At 73.8% G+C, this 13,979-nt stretch carries 18 protein-coding genes; 4 read left to right on the top strand and 14 right to left on the bottom strand.

Annotated features, from left to right (window positions below; all coding sequences use genetic code 11):
- Positions 1-65: 65 nt before the first annotated feature.
- The 8 genes from gcvH to ACWD6N_RS32720 all read right to left on the bottom strand — a co-directional run bounded on the left by gcvH (position 66) and on the right by ACWD6N_RS32720 (position 6,246).
- The gene (gcvH, locus tag ACWD6N_RS32755) at positions 66-446 is read right to left on the bottom strand and encodes a glycine cleavage system protein GcvH (protein WP_089020879.1); all 381 of its coding nucleotides are present in this window, start codon (positions 444-446) and stop codon (positions 66-68) included.
- Positions 447-506: 60 nt separating this feature from the next.
- A complete protein-coding gene (locus tag ACWD6N_RS32750) occupies positions 507-1,514 on the bottom strand; it encodes a DUF881 domain-containing protein (RefSeq protein ID WP_354968289.1) in 1,008 nt (335 codons plus the stop codon).
- Between the two features lie 8 nt (positions 1,515-1,522).
- The gene (locus tag ACWD6N_RS32745) at positions 1,523-1,855 is read right to left on the bottom strand and encodes a small basic family protein (protein ID WP_007460356.1); all 333 of its coding nucleotides are present in this window, start codon (positions 1,853-1,855) and stop codon (positions 1,523-1,525) included.
- The gene (locus ACWD6N_RS32740; RefSeq protein ID WP_450005969.1) at positions 1,852-2,793 is read right to left on the bottom strand and encodes a DUF881 domain-containing protein; all 942 of its coding nucleotides are present in this window, start codon (positions 2,791-2,793) and stop codon (positions 1,852-1,854) included. Before ACWD6N_RS32740 ends, ACWD6N_RS32745 begins: the two co-directional genes overlap by 4 nt.
- Positions 2,790-3,422 (bottom strand): CDP-alcohol phosphatidyltransferase family protein, encoded by a 633-nt coding sequence (locus tag ACWD6N_RS32735; RefSeq protein ID WP_354968287.1) that lies wholly within the window; start codon positions 3,420-3,422, stop codon positions 2,790-2,792. Before ACWD6N_RS32735 ends, ACWD6N_RS32740 begins: the two co-directional genes overlap by 4 nt.
- A gap of 296 nt (positions 3,423-3,718) precedes the next feature.
- Positions 3,719-4,183, bottom strand: coding sequence for a MarR family winged helix-turn-helix transcriptional regulator (locus tag ACWD6N_RS32730; RefSeq protein ID WP_354968286.1), 465 nt, complete (start codon positions 4,181-4,183; stop codon positions 3,719-3,721).
- A 56-nt stretch (positions 4,184-4,239) separates the two neighbouring features.
- On the bottom strand, positions 4,240-5,418 hold the full coding sequence (locus ACWD6N_RS32725) for a PP2C family protein-serine/threonine phosphatase (protein WP_450005967.1): 1,179 nt from the start codon (positions 5,416-5,418) through the stop codon (positions 4,240-4,242).
- Between the two features lie 81 nt (positions 5,419-5,499).
- Complete coding sequence (locus tag ACWD6N_RS32720) at positions 5,500-6,246, bottom strand: SAM-dependent methyltransferase (RefSeq protein ID WP_354968284.1); 747 nt, start codon at positions 6,244-6,246, stop codon at positions 5,500-5,502.
- A 115-nt stretch (positions 6,247-6,361) separates the two neighbouring features.
- On the opposite strand from ACWD6N_RS32720, the gene ACWD6N_RS32715 reads away from it, so the two are divergent.
- The 3 genes from ACWD6N_RS32715 to ACWD6N_RS32705 all read left to right on the top strand — a co-directional run bounded on the left by ACWD6N_RS32715 (position 6,362) and on the right by ACWD6N_RS32705 (position 8,000).
- Positions 6,362-7,243 (top strand): universal stress protein, encoded by an 882-nt coding sequence (locus ACWD6N_RS32715; protein WP_354968283.1) that lies wholly within the window; start codon positions 6,362-6,364, stop codon positions 7,241-7,243.
- A 71-nt stretch (positions 7,244-7,314) separates the two neighbouring features.
- Positions 7,315-7,527 carry a hypothetical protein gene (locus tag ACWD6N_RS32710; RefSeq protein ID WP_007460364.1) on the top strand — a complete coding sequence of 71 codons (213 nt, stop codon included), beginning with the start codon at positions 7,315-7,317 and terminating at the stop codon, positions 7,525-7,527.
- Positions 7,524-8,000 carry a hypothetical protein gene (locus ACWD6N_RS32705; protein ID WP_354968281.1) on the top strand — a complete coding sequence of 159 codons (477 nt, stop codon included), beginning with the start codon at positions 7,524-7,526 and terminating at the stop codon, positions 7,998-8,000. Before ACWD6N_RS32710 ends, ACWD6N_RS32705 begins: the two co-directional genes overlap by 4 nt.
- On the opposite strand, the gene ACWD6N_RS32700 is transcribed toward ACWD6N_RS32705, so the two are convergent.
- Positions 7,997-8,203, bottom strand: a complete 207-nt coding sequence (locus ACWD6N_RS32700) for a hypothetical protein (RefSeq protein WP_354968280.1) — start codon at positions 8,201-8,203, stop codon at positions 7,997-7,999. The genes ACWD6N_RS32705 and ACWD6N_RS32700 overlap by 4 nt on opposite strands.
- A 133-nt stretch (positions 8,204-8,336) precedes the next feature.
- On the opposite strand from ACWD6N_RS32700, the gene ACWD6N_RS32695 reads away from it, so the two are divergent.
- Entirely contained in the window at positions 8,337-8,987 is a 651-nt protein-coding gene (locus ACWD6N_RS32695; RefSeq protein WP_354968279.1) for a hypothetical protein, read from the top strand.
- Between the two features lie 3 nt (positions 8,988-8,990).
- On the opposite strand, the gene ACWD6N_RS32690 is transcribed toward ACWD6N_RS32695, so the two are convergent.
- From ACWD6N_RS32690 to selA, 5 genes are all read right to left on the bottom strand, one after another.
- Positions 8,991-9,176: a hypothetical protein gene (locus ACWD6N_RS32690; RefSeq protein WP_089022156.1), complete on the bottom strand. Its 186-nt coding sequence runs from the start codon at positions 9,174-9,176 to the stop codon at positions 8,991-8,993.
- A 92-nt stretch (positions 9,177-9,268) separates the two neighbouring features.
- A complete protein-coding gene (locus tag ACWD6N_RS32685; protein WP_354968278.1) occupies positions 9,269-10,546 on the bottom strand; it encodes a hemolysin family protein in 1,278 nt (425 codons plus the stop codon).
- An 83-nt stretch (positions 10,547-10,629) separates the two neighbouring features.
- Positions 10,630-10,827: a hypothetical protein gene (locus ACWD6N_RS32680; RefSeq protein ID WP_354968277.1), complete on the bottom strand. Its 198-nt coding sequence runs from the start codon at positions 10,825-10,827 to the stop codon at positions 10,630-10,632.
- A 437-nt stretch (positions 10,828-11,264) separates the two neighbouring features.
- The gene (selB, locus tag ACWD6N_RS32675) at positions 11,265-13,019 is read right to left on the bottom strand and encodes a selenocysteine-specific translation elongation factor (RefSeq protein ID WP_354968276.1); all 1,755 of its coding nucleotides are present in this window, start codon (positions 13,017-13,019) and stop codon (positions 11,265-11,267) included.
- 2 nt (positions 13,020-13,021) lie between these two features.
- Positions 13,022-13,979, bottom strand: a 958-nt coding sequence (gene selA / locus ACWD6N_RS32670) for an L-seryl-tRNA(Sec) selenium transferase (protein WP_450005965.1), incomplete at its 5' end; no start/stop codon positions are given.

Raw genomic sequence — 13,979 nt, 5'->3', positions numbered from 1 at the left:
AGCCAGCGCCGAAATGCAGGGCAACCGGACGCGCGCAGACATCCCACGCACCGGATCAAGCACACTCAGCCTTCGGTGATCTTGCGGTACGCGCCCGCCGTGAGCAACCCGTCCACCGCTGTCGGATCATTCGGGGTGATCTCCACCAACCAACCCGCACCGTACGGCTCCGTGTTGATCAGCTCAGGCGTGTCACCCAGCGCCTCGTTACGCGCCGCCACCGTACCGGCCACCGGCGCGTAGATCTCCGACACGCTCTTGGTCGACTCGATCTCACCCAACGAGTCACCGGCCGCAACCACCGCACCCGCCTCGGGCAACTGCACGTACACGATGTCACCCAACGCGTCCTGCGCGAAGTGCGTGATGCCGACCCGAACAGAACCGGTGCCGTCACCCGCCACCCACTCGTGCTCAGCGGTGTATCGCAGATCCTCGGGAATCACCAGACGCGTCCTTCATCCATCGGTGCCCCGGACCACCCGGGCCCGGCGCGGCCGCGCCGGTCAGGAGACCGGACGGGCGTGATCCAGCTTGATCGGCGCGTGCAGCGCCGAAACCTCGACAACCCCACGCTCCTCAACGGTCACGTTACCGCCGACACCCTGGACCGACGCGACCACCCCACCAGGAATGTTCAACGCCGTACGCATCGTCGCCGGGTCACCGATCACCGTGATCGTGAACGGCGCCGCCAACCGACGCCCCTCCACCACCAACGACCCGCTCTCCCCATCCAGGAAGTACGTCGACGCGATGATCCGCACCGTCGCCCGATCACTCCCGGAAATCTGCATCGCCTCCGCACCGGCGCCCCGCAGTTCCTGCACCGCGTCCAGCACCTGGTTCGCCGAGATCGGCTTACCGCCGCCAGCGTCGAACCGCACGGTCAACCCCGGCCCCGTCGCCGGCAACGTGCCCGCCAGGATGCCCAACTCGTCCGCCCGCCGCGTCGCCTCGTCCAACGCCGCCTGCCGACCCTGCTCACCCGAACGCAACTGCCGCTGGCTGTCCTCCAACGCCCGGATGTCCTGCTGCAACCGGTTCTCCCGGGCATCCAGGTCCGACAGGATCCGCACCAGGTCCTCCTGCCGCGTCGCCCCCAGCGTCGGATCCGTCGACGTGGTCTTGAACTGCACCACCAGCGTGAAGCCCAGCAACGCCAACAGCGCCACGATCATCACCCCGGCCGTGCTCCACCGGAACCGACCCCACGCCAGCGACCTCGCCGGCGCCACCGGCTCCTCAGCCGACCCCGTCGACCCGTCCGACCGCGACACACCGCTCAGGTCCACCGTCGCGCCCTCGTCGACCGGCGCCCCCCTGGACGCCTCGGCCAGCTGCTCCTGCTCCGGCTCCCGCTCCGCCGGCCCCTGCGGCGCCAACGGGCTCAACTCGTCCGGATCCGGCGCGTCCGGTCGCGGATCCGGCTCACCCGCCGGCCCACCCGGGCGCACCGGACCCGCGGGCTGCGGCCACCCGGTACCCGTGTCGGTCTGCTCATCGCTCATCACTGACAAACCTACGCCCGGAACAGGTGCCGACGGATCGCCGCCACGTTGCCGAAGATGCGCACCCCGAGCACGACCACCACACCGGTGGACAACTGTCCGCCCACGCCCAACTGGTCACCCAGATACACGATCAGACCAGCGACCAGCACATTCGAGATGAACGACACCACGAACTGCTTGTCGTCGAAGATCCGATCCAGCTTCGCCCGCACCCCACCGAACACCGCGTCCAACGCGGCCACCACCGCGATCGGCAGGTACGGCTGCAACGCCGCCGGCACCGTGGGATCGAGCCACACGCCGAGCACCACACCGGCGAGCAACGCCAGCACCGCGATCATCGGCCACCTCCGGAGGGGCTAGCGGTCGTCCCCGAACCGGACGACCCAGGACTGCCGGACCGGACACCCGACGCGGAAGGGCTCGGACTGACCGACGGCTTGGCGTAGCGTAGCTGCGGCTCCGGCGCCGCCGGCAGGGTGAGGTCCTCCGCCTCCCGCACACCGAACGACAGACCGGTCTTCTGCGCGACCTCCCGCATCAGGTCCGCGCTCCGACTGTCCTCGAACCGCCGCTGCAACGAGCCCGGGCCGATCGCCGACACCTCGTACGGCCCGGTCACCGGCCGGAAATCCACCAGGATCGCCTCACCCGCCAACCGGATCGTCGACGTCGAGGTCAACCGCTGCCCGTTGATGGCGATCGCCTCCGCGCCCGCGCTCCACAACGCGTTCGCCACCCCCTGCAGGTCGCTGTAGAGCACCCGGGGCGGCCCCGCGCCCGCGCCGGTCACCACATCCTGGTTACCCGGCGCGTCAGCCAGCCGCACCACCACGCCGTCTCCGCGCACCCGACCCAGCCCGGTGCTCGCCTCCAGGTTGCGCAACCGCGCCGCGGCCGAACCGCTCAACGCCGCGTCCCGCTGCCGACTGACCTCCTCGCGCAGCTCGTCGGCGCGTGCCGAGAGCCGGTCGGTCTCGCTCACCCGCTCCTTGATCTGCGCCACCAGCCCGGAGCGTGCCTTGCTGCGCCCCGGCTCGTCCGCCATCGTCTGCCGGTACGCCACCGCGAAGAGGAAGCCCAGCACCACCACCACGACCAGGCTGACCGAACGCGCCGGCCAGGCCCGCCACCCCTGCGGCGCCTCGGGCGGACGCGACCGCCTGGCGGCCGCCGCGTCGGCGTACCCCGGGTCGAGCGGGTTGCGGAACAGCTCGGTGAGGAAGTCCGGCGCGTACACCCGCTCCGGCCGGTTGCCCCCGGACCGCGGCGCGCTCACGCTGCCGCTCCCGGGTCGCGTGCCGCGCGCACCAGCCGGGCCGCCTGCACCACGTACATTCCGCCGGCCACCCAGTAGAGCACCAGCCCCCACCAGGCCAGCCCCCAGCCGATCGCGGCGGCCGCGGTCGCCACACCGGTCGACGCGGTGGCCAGCAGCAGCACCGGGAACGCGGCGAGCAGCAGGAAGGTGGCGGTCTTGCCCACGTAGTGCACCGGCGGCGGCCCGTACCCGTAGCGGCGCAGCACCCCCAGCGAGCCGAGCAGCAGCAACTCCCGGGCCAGCAGCGCCGCGGTGAACTCCCACGGCACCACCTCCCGGGCGGTGAAGGCGAGCAGCGTGGCGAGGATGTAGAGCCGGTCGGCGAGCGGGTCGAGCAACTCCCCGAGTCTGCTCACCTGGCGCAGCCGGCGGGCGATCCAGCCGTCCACCCAGTCGGTGGTGCCACCGATGGCCAGCACGACGAGCGCCGCCACGTCGGCACGGGCGACCAGGAACAGGTAGAGGAAGAGCGGCACGCCCAGCAGTCGCCCGAAGCTGATCAGGTTGGGCAGGGTGAGCACCTGGTCACCGGGAGTCTGGTCACCGGTGTCTCGCGGATGCTCTGCCCGAGCCGGCCGACGCGACACCGAACCTCCTCCGCGGCACGCTCCGACGCCCGGCCGACGTCGGGCGCGGCGGAGGTCGTACGCGCTGTCGGGCCGGCCACCGCCGGCTCCCCCTGCGGCCCCGGACGGGACCTCTTCCCTGACACGACCCGCGATCTCGATGATCACGGGCCGGGTGAGTGCGCAGCCACTATATCGGGCTCTCGCCCCTGCCCCGGGTGCCGCGGCCCGCCGTTCGGTGCGGCTCTGCCGCACTGTGGCGTGGATCACCACGTGTAGAGCGTCCTAGGATACTAGTGGAAGGGCGTGGCGCGGAGTCAGGCGGTGCGTACCGCGGAGTCGGTCTGCTGCTCCGGCACCGCCTGGGTCGCCGCCCGACCGAACGCCAGCAACGCCAGCAGCAGGTCGTGCTGCACCCGCGGCGACATCCGGTCCAGTACGACCTGCACGGCGTGCTGCCGCCGTTCGGCCAACTCCCGCAGCAGGGTCTGCGCGGCGGCGGTCAGCACCAACCGCACCTCGCGCCGGTCCCGTGGATCGGCCACCCGGCGCAGCAGCCCGGTCGCCTCCAGGCGGTCGCAGAGGCGGCTGGCGGACGAGGGCACCACGTCCAGCAGCTCCGCCAACCGGTTGACGTTGGTCTCGGCCCGGCTGCTGATCAGCGTCAGGACCCGCAACTGGGTCGGCGGCACCTGGTGTCGCGACGCCGCCGACTCGAGCACGGCGATCAGCGTCTCGGCCGCCGTGTCGATCGCCGAGGCGAGATCCGCAGGTCGCTCCACCCGATGTCCCCTGCCGTCGTCGCGCTGGTGCCCGCCCGATGGAGCGGCGGCGACTTTCACCCGCCGTCCCGATCGCGCGGACCGTGCCAGTCCAGGCAGACCACGACGGCGTCGTCGCGCGGATCGGAGTCCACGTGGTAGGCATGCAGTTCGCGCATCACCGTACCAACCGCCTCGGTCGCGGGCTGCAACCGCGTGGCGCGCAGGGAACGGGTCATCACCCGCTGCCCGTACGGCTCCCGGCCCGCCGGCTCGGCGGCCCACACCCCGTCGCTGACCACGAAGACGCGGTCACCCGGTGCGAGCTGGAACTCCTGCAGCTCATAGCGAGTCTCGGCGAACATGCCGAGCGGCAGCTGCTGCTCCAGCTTCAGCGGCTCCACGACCGCGCCCCGCAGCCGGAACATCCGCGGCGACCCGGCGTCGACCGCCCGTACCCGCCCGGTGCCGGTGTCCAGCTCCAGCAGCAGGGTGGCCACGTGTCGGCGACCCCGGTGCTGGTAGAAGACCGTGTCCGAGGCCAGTTCCGCCTGCTCCACGAGGCCACCGCCGGAGCGGCGCGCGTTGCGCATCGCGTTCACGGTGACCGCGGTCAGCAGCGACGCGGCCAGGCCGCTGCCCTCGCCGTTGAGCACCGTCACGGTGAGCCGGTCACTGTCCAGTGACCAGTCGAAGTGGTCCCCGCCGACGGTGTACGCCGGTTCGAGCTGGCCAGCCAGATGGAATGCGGGATGCGCCACGCTGCGCCCGGGCAACCGGTCCCACTGCATCTCGGCGGCCATGGTCAGCCGCTCGCGGCGTCGGGCCCGGCGGTACCGGTCGGTCCCCCGGTCCGCGGCCCGCATCGCCATCGCCAGGGCACCGGCGATGTCGGTGCCGGCGCCGGTGACGGCCGGGCCCGGTACGGCCGGCAGCTCGATCAGCAGCACGCCCAGCCGCTCCCCCCACACCGTCAGCGGCAGGTAGAGCCGGCACGGGCCCTCCTCGGCGGCGTCGCGTACCGGTTGCTGGCTGCTGAAACAGCGCTGCGCCATGGTGTGGCAGGCCAGGAACCCGGCCGCCGGCAGGTCCGGATCCAGCACCGGCCAGAGCCCGCTGATCCGGTAGTCGGCGACGAACACGTCGGTGCGCACCGCCTTGAGCGCCGAGCGGATCGCCCGGTCCGCGGCCTCGGCCAGCTGGTCGGGCGGGGCCTCGCGCAGCGCACGCGACACCACGTCCGGGGCGTCCACCATGGTCGTCCTCTCCAGAAGCTTGCTACAGGGCAAGCATCATACGGACGCCCACGGACCGCCCGTCGGCGCGGTCGCCGGAGGTCAGTCGCCGCCGCGGGTGGCCAGCACGCCGTGGAACGCGTCGGGCACCGGTGCGGGCGGGCCGTCCGGCCGCCACCGGTTGACCGGGACGATGCCGTCCGCCGTCGGCGCCCACCGACCCAGCAGCGGCGCGAACGCGGACGGCGCGCGCATCCGGAAGGTCGGTCCCATCATCGCCAGCGCCTCCGGATGATCAGCCAGCTCCTCGGTGTCGAAGTCCACGGCGAGCATGCTGCCCGGCGCCGCGGCGGCGTACAGCTCGTCGAGGGTGCGGGCCAGCGTGTCGTCGTCGAGGAACGCCGCCAGCCCGAGGAAGATCACCCCGACCGGCCGGCGGCCCCAGCCCGGGACGAAGCGGTGCAGCTGCGCCGGGTCGACGGTGCCGATGTCGGTGGCGTCCCCGAATCCGTAGCCGGCCCGGTCGCTGCCGGCGAGGATGCGCTGCCCCAGCCGGATGGTGACCGGGTCGACGTCGGTGTAGAGCACGGTGGCCTCGGCGGCCACCTCGTGCACGTTGCCCATCGTGGGCACTCCCGCGCCGAAGACGAGGAACCCGTCGACGCCCTGCCCGGCGATGGCCCGCACCGCCCGACCGAGAAAGGCCCGCAACTCCCGGAACACCGGCGCGCACGGCCCGTACGCCTGCTCGAACGCGGTCGCGGCGGCCACGTCGACGGGGAAGTGGTGATCCCCACCGAGCCAGAAGTCGATCATGCGGGCCGTGCTCGGCTGGTCCGGCTCACCCATCGACGACGCTCCCTCCCGGCTGGTCGTCGCCAGCGTACCGACCCGGACGCTCTGGGCAGTATCGCTCCGTCGGACCGTCCCCGCCGCGATACTGGTCCCGGGGGGAGGTGGCCCGGTGAACTCGGCGCACAGCGCGGCCGTGGTGGTCGGCGTGGACGGCTCGGAGCCGTCCCTGCGCGCGGTCCGCCTCGCCGCCGCGGAGGCCGCCCGCCGACACCGGCCGCTGCGCGTGGTGCACGGGTTCATCTGGCCACTGCTGCGCGTGCCGGACTCCCCCGCCCCGGACGCTCCCCCCGGCGGCGGGCTGCGCCACCAGGCTGAGGAACTCGTCGCCGCCGCCGTGGCCGAGGCCGAAGCCACCGCACCCGGGCTGTCGATCTCCGGCGAGATCATCGACGGCGAGGCCTCCGCGGTGCTGGTGGGCGAATCCCCCACCGCCGCGCTCATCGTGCTCGGCGACCGCGGGCTGGGCGGATTCGCCTCGCTGGTGGTCGGGTCGGTGGCGGTGCAGGTCGCCGCGTACGCCGACTGCCCGGTGTTGGTGGCCCGCGGCGCGGAACGTCCCGACGAGCCGGTGCTGGTCGGGATGGACGGTTCGGCGGCGTCCCGGCTCGCCGCCGAGTTCGCCGCCGAGGCCGCCGTGGCGCGCGACGTGCCGCTGTTGGCGGTGCACGCCTACCGGCATCCGCCCAGCACCGGCCCCGGTGACATGCAACCCCTGGTGTACGACGAGGCGCGGCTGCACGGCGAGGAGGAGCGGGTGCTCACCGAGTCGCTGGCCGGGCTGACCGAGCGCTGTCTCGGGCTGCGGCTGACCTGGCGGGCGGTGCACGGCCGGGCCGGCACCGTGCTCGCCGAGGCGTCCGGCTCGGCCCAACTGGTGGTCGTCGGCGGGCAGGGGCGCGGCGAGGTGACCGGGTTGCTGCTGGGGTCGGTGAGCCAGTCGGTGCTGCACCACGCGCGGTGCCCCGTCGCCGTGGTGCGCGGTCCCCGCTGACACCCGGGGTTGGCCCGCGGCCAGACGGGTAGACGGCCGCGGTACGCCAACGGCGACGAAGGAGGCAGCAGATGCCAGGACCACGGCCGGGCAGCAACGCCTACGACAAGCAGCGGGCGCGGATGCGCAACGCGATCGACGACTCCGGACGGCGGGTGCCCGACGGCAAGGCCAACCAGGTCGCCAACCGGATCCTGCAGGAGGATCGCGGTCAACGGGGCGTGGTGCGCGGCGAGCGCACGTACGGCCCCAAGAGTGAGCGCGAACCAGGCGACCCGAAGTGAGGAGGGCCGACCTGGCCGACGGCGCCATCGCGGGCGCCGTCGGCAGCACCGCGCTCAACGTGGTCAGCTACCTGGACATTGCCCTGCGGGCGCGACCGGCGAGCAGCACCCCGGAGCAGACCGTCGACCGGCTGGCGAGGATCGCGCACGTACAGCTGGGATCCGGGGCCCCGGCGACGAACCGTCGCTCCGGCCTCGGGGCCCTGGTCGGCTACGGGCTGGGCGTCGCCGCCGGCGTCGCGTTCGCGCTCTACGCCCGTGGCCGGCGACAGCCGCTGCCGGTGGCCACCGGCGTGCTCGGCGCCGGCGTGATGACGATGACCGACGGGTCGATCACCGCGCTGGGCATCACCAACCCGCGCACCTGGCGGCGCTCCGACTGGATCGCCGACATCGTGCCGCACCTGGCGTACGGGCTGACGACCGCCGCCACCTGGAACAGGTTGCGGCGGCCGTCACGTGGCGGTCGTTAGATCCGGTTGTCGCTGTCGTCGTCGGCGATCGGCTCACCGGTCGGGCCGTACGGCGACACCTGGCCCTTGGGCACCGGCCGACCCGCGTCTCCACGAGACGAGCCGCGGTTCAGCGGGTGTCCGGTCGGGTTGGGCCCCTTGCTGTCCTGACTGGTGGCTCCCTTGGCGTTGCGCCGGAGCTCCTCCTGCTGCGGGTTAACCACGGGTGTCTCCCTCCGGGTATGGCAGGCGGCATCGACCGCCTCCACCGAACGCATACCCGCCCGACCCGGCGGCATTCCGGACCCGGTCACCGGCGGGAAGGCTAGCCGTCCACGGGGCGGGTACCCGTCGGACGTGGGCAACGACCGAACCGTGGCGCAGGTCCTGCTGGACCGCAGGAGCCACACCTACGCGGAGGACGCCGGCATCCGGCTCGCCGACCGACCCGGGCCGCTGTACCAGTTGCTGGTGCTGACCACCCTGCTGAGCACCCGGATCCGTGCCTGCGTGGCGGTGGACGCCGCGCGGGAGCTGTTCGCGGCCGGCTACCGCACACCGCAGGCGATGGAGGCGGCCAGTTGGCAGCAACGGGTCGACGCGCTGGGCCGGGGCCACTACCGCCGTTACGACGAGCGGACGGCCACCATGCTCGGCACCGGCGCCCGCCTGTGCCTGGACCGCTGGCACGGCGACCTGCGGCGGCTGCACGCGGAGGCCCGCGGTGACCCGGCCGGCCTGCGTCGCCGGCTCACCGAGTTCCCCGGCATCGGGCCCACCGGCGCGGACATCTACCTGCGCGAGGCGCAGACGGTCTGGTCCGACCTGCGCCCGTACGTCGACCGCCGGGCGTTGGCGGGGGCGAAGCGGCTGGGCCTGCCGGGCTCACCGGACGGGCTGGCCGGGCTGGTCGCCGAGCGAGACTTCGGCCGGCTCGCCTCGGCGCTGGTACGGGTGGCGCTCGGCGAGGAGTCCGCCGGTGAGGTCACCCGCGCCGCCACCGGCTGAGGCTCACTTGACGGTCTTGTCGCCCGGCCGGGTCAGGTGCCACACCAGCAGCGCGGCGAGCAGCGCCAGCACCACCAGCCCGCCGGAGATGCCCCGGCCCTCCTCGGGGCTGCGGCCGGCGGTGCCGAAATAGATCACCGCGAGGCCGGCCAGCACCGTGACGAACGTACGAAACCCTCGGTCCTTCACGTATCGCACCGTATGCGGGAGACATCCGCCGTGGGCGGATTCGACGGGGTTGTCCCCCGTCCGGGTGGCGCCCCGAAAGGCCGGCCGGCCAGTCAACGCTCCTCGGTGAACCCGCGCAGCCGCACGCGGCGGACCGCCCGGTCGGCGACCTCCACCACCTCCAGCGTCAGCCCGGGCAGCCGGACGGTCTCCCCCGGCTCGCCGGGCAGGTGACGGAGCCGGGCCAGCACCAACCCGGCCACCGTCGTGTACTCCCGCGACAGCGGGAAGCTCAACCGCACCCCCAGGTCGGGCAGGTCGTGCAGCGGAAAGTCACCGGGCACCAGCAGCGACCCGTCCGGCTCGCGAACGACTTCGTGCACGTCCCGGTCGGTCTCGTCGTACAACTCGCCGACCACCTCCGCCAGCAGGTCCTCCAGGGTGACCATGCCGTCGATGCCGCCGTGCTCGTCAACCACCAGGGCCAGCTGCTGGTGCTCCAGACGAAGCTGGCGCAGCGCGTCGGCGACCGGCAGCGTGACCGGCAGCAACAGCGGCGGGCGGGCCAGCTCCCCCACCGTGCCGTCGCCGGCCCGCACCAGGTCGCGGATGTGCACCACACCGATCACCTCGTCCAGGCCGCCGGGACCGATGACCGGCGCGCGGGACCGCCCGGCGACGGCGAGCCGTCGTACTCCCTCGCCGGCGGCCAGGGTGGCCGGCAGCGCGGTCACCTCCCGCCGGGCCACCAGGATCTCCCGCAGCGTCCGCCCGGCGATGTCGAACGCTCCGGTCAGGATCTCCCGCTGCTGGGCCGACAGGCCACGCTGACTGACCAGCATCTCGCGCAACTCCTCCTCGCTGGTCTCCTCCCGGCTGGCCTTCGGATTGCCACCAGCCAACCGGACCACGGCGTCGGTGGTCCGGCTGAGCAGCCACACCGCCGGCCGGGACAGCCGTGCGAGCAGGTCCAGCGGGCCGGCGCTGAGCAGCGCCCAGCGTTCCGCCCGCTGCATCGCCAACCGCTTCGGGGCCAGCTCACCGATCACCAGGGTGACGAACGTCAGCGCCACCGTCACCAGCACCACCGCGGCGGGGCGGGCCGCCGCGCCGAGGAAGCCGAGCGGGGCGACCAGCGGCTCGGCCAGCGACACCGCGGCGGCCGCCGAGGCGAGGAACCCGGCCAGGGTGATGCCGAGCTGGATGGTGGCCAGGTAGCGGTTCGGGTCGCGGGAGAGCCGCACCAGCCGGTCGCCGGCGCGGGTCCGCCGGCCCAACCGCCGCAGCTGCCCCTCGCGCAGCGTCACCAGCGCCATCTCGCTACCGGAGAGCGCGGCGTTGATCAGCACCAGCACGGCCACCAGCACCAACTGCCCCAGCTGAGCGCCCATCGCGTACCCCCGTCCCCCGCCTCAGGCCACTCAACCGCAGCGGGGCCGGTTGTGGGTCCGGTTTCCTGCCGGCCGGCGCCCGCTCAGTCGGTGTCCAGGTCGTCCAGGGAGATGGCGTGGGTCATCAGCCACCGCGCCAGCGCCGACATGCCGAACAACCAGAGCGGGGCGGACTCGGTGGGGCCGTTGGTGGCGTAGATGGCGAACCGCAGGTCCGGGGCGCGGTACGCCTCGATCCGCCACCGGTGCTGCCGATCCCGCCAGACCGCCGAAGGGTCCATGGCGTCACCGTAGGTGACGTTCGGAGATGTGGTGGCCGGTTGGGGACGGCTCGGCCATCCCCACACCCTGGCAGCCCGCCGCAATCCGATCAGCCCTCAATCACGCGCGGCAGGTCACGCGGCGCGATCTGCGGCGTCGGCCACGTCGCCGTAACGCTATGTCAGTCTCGAGTTTCACCGCCGGGCCTACTCCGCATCCTTTGCTCTGCTTAACAGGACGCAACACCAGGTCCGAAGTGCAGGAAGACCGAATCAACGCAACCGAGGCGACATCGCGTCGCATGACGGAACGTAACTGTTGCGCCGGTTGAAGCAGAGCAAAGGGACGCGACCAGGCGGGCGCGGCACCGCCACCGCCGCACACCGCGTCACCAACGGGCTTGCGGCGTTGCGCCCATCGTGAGCAGAGCACGCGGCTCGTGGGCCGAACGAGCCGCTCAGGTGACGACGACCCGGGCGTCGTCGGGCAGCCGGCGGGTCGCACCCCGCCGGTCGAGCAGCTCCAGCAACGGCACCGCCACCCGGCGGGTGGTGTCCAACGCCTGCCGGGCCGCGGAGAGGGTGAACGGCTGGGGCAGCCCGGCCAGCACCCGCACCGCGTCGTCGAGCGCGTCGGGGAGCAGCACCACAGTGTCGGCCAGCCGCAGCAACGCGCCGGCGCGCACCGCGGCCCCGATCTCCCGGGGGCCCAGGCCCAGGTCCACGAGGCGATCGGCTTCCGGGGCGCGGAACGGCCGGTCGGCGTACTCGGCGCGGACCCGCCGCACGGCCCGCGCCACCGGCTCAGGCAGCGCGCCGGCGCTCGCCTCGCCGACCCGGCCAGCGTGGATCCGCAGCGGCGGCCGGACCAGAGCCTCGACCAGCACCCGGTCGGGCAGTGCGAGACGCTGACACAGGGCGTCCACCGGCACCCCCGGCTCCAGCGGGTGCTCCCGGGCGTAGCGGGCAACCTCCTCGGCCAACTGGTCACCGAGTCGCCGCCAGTGCCCGGGATCGGCCAGCCAGTCGCCAGCCACCGGCGCGGCGTGCACCGGCACGCCCATCCGGACCAGCGTGCCGGACCGGACCAGTCGGCGGCGGCGCAGTTCGCCGGCCAGGTCGGGTCGGCCGTCCAGGTCGGCGAGGACCTGCGCGCGGGCGGCGGCGGCGCCCCGGCGGACCAGCGGCGGCGGGGCCACGTCCAGCACCCGCACCCCACCGGCCACCTGGTGCCGCCCCGGATCGCGCAGCAGCGCCCGGTCACCGACCAGCAGGGGCAGCGGGCGGGCCAACCGGAGCCGCACGGTGTCCGGGCCGAGCGGGCGGACCCGCACCGGCACCGCCGCCGACCCCACGTGCAGGGTGAGGGTGGCCGGCAGGTCGGCCGCCGGGTCGCCGGTGAGCCGGACGTCGACGAGGTCACTGCGGTGGAACCGACCCGGGGCGAGCAGCGCGTCGCCGCGGGCGAGCCGGTCGCGGGGCGTACCGCGCAGGTTGACCGCCACCCGCGCCACCGCCGCCACCTCGGGACGGGCCTGGCCGAGCGAGTGCAGGCCGCGTACCCGGACCGGTTCGTCACTGCCGGCCAACTCCAACTCGTCACCAACCCGCAAGCGGCCGGCGCCGAGCGTGCCGGTGACCACGGTGCCGCTGCCCCGCACGGTGAAGCTGCGGTCGACCCAGAGCCGGACCGGGTCATCCACCGTAGGGGCCGGCAGCCCGGCGGCGAGCCGGTCCAGGGCGGCGCGCAGCTCCGGCAGGCCGGCGCCGGTCAGCCCGCTGACCGCCACCGTCTCCACCGCGCCGAGACTCGTCGCCGCGATCTCGGCCCGGGCCCGGGCCGTCGCGGGCCCCGGATCGGCCAGGTCCGCGCGGGTCACCGCCAGCAGGCCGTACGCGACGCCGAGCGCGTCCAGCGCCGCCAGGTGCTCGGCGGACTGCGGCATCCACCCCTCGTCGGCGGCAACCACGATCAGCGCCGCCGGCACCGGGCCGACCCCGGCGAGCATGTTCGGCACGAATCGCTCGTGACCGGGTACGTCGACGAACGCGACCGTGCCGCCGGACGGCAGAGTCGTCCAGGCGAAACCCAAATCGATGGTCATCCCCCGGCGGCGTTCCTCGGCCCACCGGTCGGGCTCCATCCCGGTCAACGCGCGGACCAGGGTCGACTTGCCATGGTCGACGTGCCCCGCGGTGGCGACGACGAACACGGTCAGTCGTCCCCGGGTACGCGCAGCACGGCCGCCCGGACCGTCTCGTCATCCGTGGCGGGTACGCAGCGCAGGTCGAGCAGGAGCCGGCCACGCACCACCCGGCCGAGCACCGGCTGCTCGCCGGTGCGCAGCGGAGCGGCGTACCGCTCGGGCAGGCTCAGCGCCCAGGAGTCCAGCTCCACCCCGGGAGCGCCGCCACCGCCGACCACGGCGACGGCCGGCACCACCTCCGCCTTGCGGCCGTCCACGCCGAGACGGTCGCGCAGCCGCTCCACCCGCTCACGCAGGACCCCCGGGTCGGCGTGCAGCGCGAGCCGGGTCGGCGTGTCCGGGCTCTGCAGAGTGGCGGCCAGCGCGGCCAGGGTGAGTTTGTCCACGCGCAACGCCCGCGCCAGCGGATGGCGGCGCAGCCGGTCGACCAGCTCGGCGTCGCCGAGCAGCAGCCCCGCCTGCGGGCCGCCGAGCAGCTTGTCGCCGCTGGCGGTGACCAGCGTGGCGCCGGCGCGCAGCGTGCCGGCCGCGTCGGGCTCGTCGGGCAGCAGTGGATCCGGGACGAGCAGCCCCGAACCGATGTCGACGACCACCGGCACACCCAGGGTGGCCAGCTGCCGTACCGGGGTGGCCGAGGTGAAACCGGTGACCTGGAAGTTCGACGGGTGCACCTTGAGCACGAAGCCGGTCCTCGGGCCGAGCGCGGCCGCGTAGTCGGCGAGGGTGGTGCGGTTGGTGGTGCCCACCTCCCGCAGCCGGGCGCCGGTGCTCTCCAGCAGGTCGGGCAGGCGGAAACCGTCGCCGATCTCGACCAGCTCGCCCCGGCTGACCACGATCTCCCGGCCGGCGGCCAACGCGGTGGCGGCCAGCACCAGGGCGGCGGCGCCGTTGTTGACCACGTGCACGGCGCCCGCGTCCGGTACGGCAGCGGCCAGCGCGTCGAGCGCGTCGCGGCCGCGGCGGGCC

The sequence above is a fragment of the Micromonospora sp. NPDC005163 genome, assembly GCF_053599835.1.
Note: the sequence above shows the minus strand (reverse complement) of the source record. Positions and strands in the feature narration are given on the sequence as shown.

Bases quoted from the DNA above. Each gene is read 5' to 3' on its own strand.
- ACWD6N_RS32720 (WP_354968284.1), bottom strand. From the start codon at position 6,246: ATGGGTGAGCCGGACCAGCCGAGCACGGCCCGCATGATCGACTTCTGG.
- ACWD6N_RS32685 (WP_354968278.1), bottom strand. From the start codon at position 10,546: ATGGGCGCTCAGCTGGGGCAGTTGGTGCTGGTGGCCGTGCTGGTGCTG.
- ACWD6N_RS32725 (WP_450005967.1), bottom strand. From the start codon at position 5,418: ATGGTGGACGCCCCGGACGTGGTGTCGCGTGCGCTGCGCGAGGCCCCG.
- ACWD6N_RS32710 (WP_007460364.1), top strand. From the start codon at position 7,315: ATGCCAGGACCACGGCCGGGCAGCAACGCCTACGACAAGCAGCGGGCG.
- ACWD6N_RS32745 (WP_007460356.1), bottom strand. From the start codon at position 1,855: ATGATCGCGGTGCTGGCGTTGCTCGCCGGTGTGGTGCTCGGCGTGTGG.
- ACWD6N_RS32680 (WP_354968277.1), bottom strand. From the start codon at position 10,827: ATGGACCCTTCGGCGGTCTGGCGGGATCGGCAGCACCGGTGGCGGATC.